Raw genomic sequence first — 3,545 nt, 5'->3', positions numbered from 1 at the left:
CATTACGTTCACGCCAGCATTTCGAACAGCTGTCGAGATATCGAACAAGTGAGAGGCTGGCTGTCCCCGTGCGCATCACCGGAATCGGGCGCGCGCGGTGCTCCCGTGGAGCCGCGCACGACCAGCTCGGGCTCGAGCAGGACCGGCGCACCCGTCCCCGGGCTCCCGCCGATCCGGGCCACGAGCCGCTCGGCGGCGACGGCCCCGATCTCCGCGTTGCGGCTGTCGACGGTGGTCAGCCGCAGGAGGTGGGTGGAGGCGATGGGGGAGTCGTCGTAGCCGACCACCGAGAGGTCCTGCGGCACGCGCAGCCCGCGCTCGCCGGCCGCCGCGAGGGCGCCCATGGCCATGGTGTCGTTGGCGGCGAGGACGGCCGTGGTCTCCGGGGCGCCGTCGAGCAGGCGCACCGCGGCGGCGTAGCCGTCCTCCTCCGTGGTGGCGCCGTGGCCCGGGACGGTCCGTGCGTCGAGACCGGCCGCGGCCATCGCCTCGGCGAAGCCCGCCGCCCGCAGCCGGGCGGCGCCGCCGCCGCCCGTGAGGTGGCCGATCCGGCGGTGCCCGAGACCCGTCAGGTGCTCCGTGGCCAGGCGCGCTCCCCGCCGGTCGTCGTTCGCGACCACGTCGGCGTCCGGGACGCGCCCCTCCCGGTGACCGGCCACGACGACGGGCAGACCCTCGGGCACCCGCATGGCCGCGGTCGGCTCGGTGGCGATCACGAGCCCGTCGACGCGCATCGAGAGGAAGCCGTCCAGCGGGTGCGCCTCCACGTGGGCGTTGAGCGTGTGGTCCGCCACCGCGATCCGCAGCCCGTGCGGCGCCAGCCCCTCCTGCAGGCCGCGCAGCAGCTCCACGAACCACAGGTTCCGCCAGTCGTCGATGACCACCCCGATCGTGCGGGTCGTGGCTCCGGCCAGCGCGGCGGCGGCCTGGCTGGGGCGGTAGCCCAGCTCCTCCACCGCGCGCAGCACGGCGGACCGCCGGGCCTCGGAGACGCTGGGGGAGCCGCGCAGGACGAGGGACACCAGGGACTTGGAGACGCCCGCGGCCCGGGCGACGTCGTAGATGGTGGGCGGTCGCGTGGTCACCCCAGCATTGTCCCCGATCGCTCCCCCGAACTTGTCCTGACAAACCTCTTGACCCGGTTCGTGGCGCCTTCTACGCTGATTGGAGCGCTCCAATCGCGCTCGGCGCCACAGGTGACGGCGCGACGGCCGCAGCGTCCGCGTGGCCGCCCCGTTCCCCGTGCGTCCTCGCGCCGCCCCCTGACCCTCCTCAGACCCTCACCCGTCCGTCACCAATACGTCACCGATCCAGGAGAGAAACATGACCGACAGCATCGGCATCGCCGTCATCGGCGCCGGCATGGCCGGCCAGGCACACACAGCCGCCTACCGTGTGGCCCCCACGCTCTACGACCCCGTCCTGCCCCCGCTGCGCTACGTGGCCGTCGGCGACGTCAACGAGACCCTGGGTGCTCACGTCGCCCGCCGCTACGGCTACCAGAAGGCGGTCGGCTCGTGGGAGGCGATCGCGGAGGACCCCGAGATCGACGTGGTCAGCGTGGTGATCGCCAACCGTTTCCACCGCCGGGTCGTCGAGGGTCTGCTGGAGGCCGGCAAGCACGTGCTGTGCGAGAAGCCCCTCAGCGACACCCTCGAGGACGCCCGCGCCATGGCCCGAGCCGCCGAGGCTGCGGAGTCCATCGCGCGGATCGGCTTCACCTTCCGGCGCACCCCCGGCATCGCCGCGATCCGCGACCTGATCCAGGGCGGCACCCTGGGCAAGGTCCTGCACTTCAGCGGCCGCTACTGGACCGACTACGGGGTCAACCCGAAGGCGCCCATGAGCTGGCGCTACCAGGGCGGCCCCGGTTCCGGGGCGCTGGCCGACGTCGGCAGCCACCTGGCCTACGTCGCGGAGTTCCTCTGCGGGGACATCGTCTCCGTGTCCGGGGGGCGCCTGGCCACCACGATCACCGAACGCCCCCTGCCCCTGGGTGCGGTGGTCGGGCACGACATCGTGGAGGTGAGCGACGTCCACGAGCCGGTGGAGAACGACGACTACGCGGCCTACTCGGCCGAGTTCGCCTCCGGCGCCGGCAGCATGGAGGTCTCCCGGGTGGCGGCCGGGCACCCGAACACGCTGACCTTCGAGGTGTTCTGCGAGAAGGGCGCGGCGCGGTTCACCCAGCTGCGCCCGGCCGAGATCGAGCTGTTCCTCACCGACGGACCCGAGGCCACCAACGGCTACCGCACGGTCACCCTCGGTCCCGGTCACCCCTACCTCGGCGGCGGACTGGCCATGGACGCCCCCGGCGTCGGGTTCGGCCAGAACGACGCCTTCGGCTACCAGGCCCGGGCATTCCTCGAGGAGGTCGCCGGTCTCGACGAGTCCGTCTCGCTGCCGCGCAACGCCTCCTTCGCGGACGGCGTGCACAACATGGAGATCCTGGCGGCCGCTGTGGAGTCGGCCACCCACCACGGAAAGAAGGTCGTCCTGTGAAGCTCGGTGTCTACAACGCGATCCTGCACGACCGCCCTCTCCGCGACGCGCTGAAGGTCATCACCGACCTCGGCCTGACCGGCATCGAGATCAACACCGGCGGATTCCTCCCGGCCGTCCACGTCCCGGACATGGACCAGATCCTGGAGAGCGACGCCGCCCGCGACGACTACCTGGGGCTCTTCGAGGGCACCGGCGTCTCGATCGCCGGCCTCAACTGCAACGGCAACCCGCTGCACCCCAAGCCGGAGATCGGCGAGAAGCACGCCGAGGACATCCGCCGCTCCATCCGGCTGGCCGAGCGGCTGGGCCAGGACCGGGTGGTGACCATGTCCGGGCTGCCCGGCGGGGAGCCCGGGGCCACGGTGCCCAACTGGGTCGTCAACGCCTGGAACTCGGCCTCCCTGGACGTGCTCGACTACCAGTGGGGGATCGTGGCCGACTTCTGGCGGGAGACCGACCGCCTGGCCGCCGATCACGGCGTGAAGGTGGCGCTCGAGCTGCACCCGCAGAACGTCGTGTTCAACACCGCCGACGTCCGCAGGCTCGTCGAGCTGACCGGGGCCACCCACGTGGGGGTGGAGCTCGACGCCTCGCACCTGTTCTGGCAGCAGATGGATCCGGTCGCCGTGGTCCGCGAGCTCGGTCCGCTGATCTTCCACGCGGCCGCGAAGGACGTGCGGATCAACGAGGAGAACGCCGCGCTCCACGGCGTGCTGGACAACAGCTTCCGCCGCCTCGCGCCCGGGGAGGAGCGCACCAACCTCGGCGGCGACGAGTGGGCCAACGAGTGGCCGAAGGACTCCGCGTGGGACTTCGTGGCCCTGGGCCGCGGCCACGACACCGCCTACTGGGCCGAGTTCCTCACCGCGCTGCACGAGGTCGACCCGGACATGGCCGTCAACATCGAGCACGAGGACGTCTCCCTGGGCCGGATCGAGGGTCTCGAGATCGCCGCGGGCGTGCTCAAGGAAGCCGCCGCCTCCGCGGGCGTCCTGCCCTGATCCGTTCGCCCGTGCACGAAGGGCCCGCCCCCTCGGGGG

General features: G+C 72.2%; 3 protein-coding genes. 2 read left to right on the top strand and 1 reads right to left on the bottom strand.

The genetic code is table 11. The features are described from left to right. Positions 1 to 8: 8 nt before the first annotated feature. The gene (locus ACFU0Y_RS17630; protein WP_380216174.1) at positions 9 to 1,085 is read right to left on the bottom strand and encodes a LacI family DNA-binding transcriptional regulator; all 1,077 of its coding nucleotides are present in this window, start codon (positions 1,083 to 1,085) and stop codon (positions 9 to 11) included. Positions 1,086 to 1,323: 238 nt separating this feature from the next. Between ACFU0Y_RS17630 and ACFU0Y_RS17625 the strand changes: the two genes are divergently transcribed. Together ACFU0Y_RS17625 and ACFU0Y_RS17620 are read left to right on the top strand one after the other, a co-directional pair. Beyond that, complete coding sequence (locus ACFU0Y_RS17625; protein WP_380216172.1) at positions 1,324 to 2,502, top strand: Gfo/Idh/MocA family protein; 1,179 nt, start codon at positions 1,324 to 1,326, stop codon at positions 2,500 to 2,502. Further along, positions 2,499 to 3,506 (top strand): sugar phosphate isomerase/epimerase family protein, encoded by a 1,008-nt coding sequence (locus ACFU0Y_RS17620; protein ID WP_380216170.1) that lies wholly within the window; start codon positions 2,499 to 2,501, stop codon positions 3,504 to 3,506. The genes ACFU0Y_RS17625 and ACFU0Y_RS17620 overlap by 4 nt, the downstream gene beginning before the upstream one ends. Positions 3,507 to 3,545: the final 39 nt, after the last annotated feature.

This window comes from Kocuria sp. NPDC057446 (assembly GCF_042802875.1).
In the GTDB taxonomy this organism is placed as follows: domain Bacteria; phylum Actinomycetota; class Actinomycetes; order Actinomycetales; family Micrococcaceae; genus Kocuria.
Note: the sequence above shows the minus strand (reverse complement) of the source record. Positions and strands in the feature narration are given on the sequence as shown.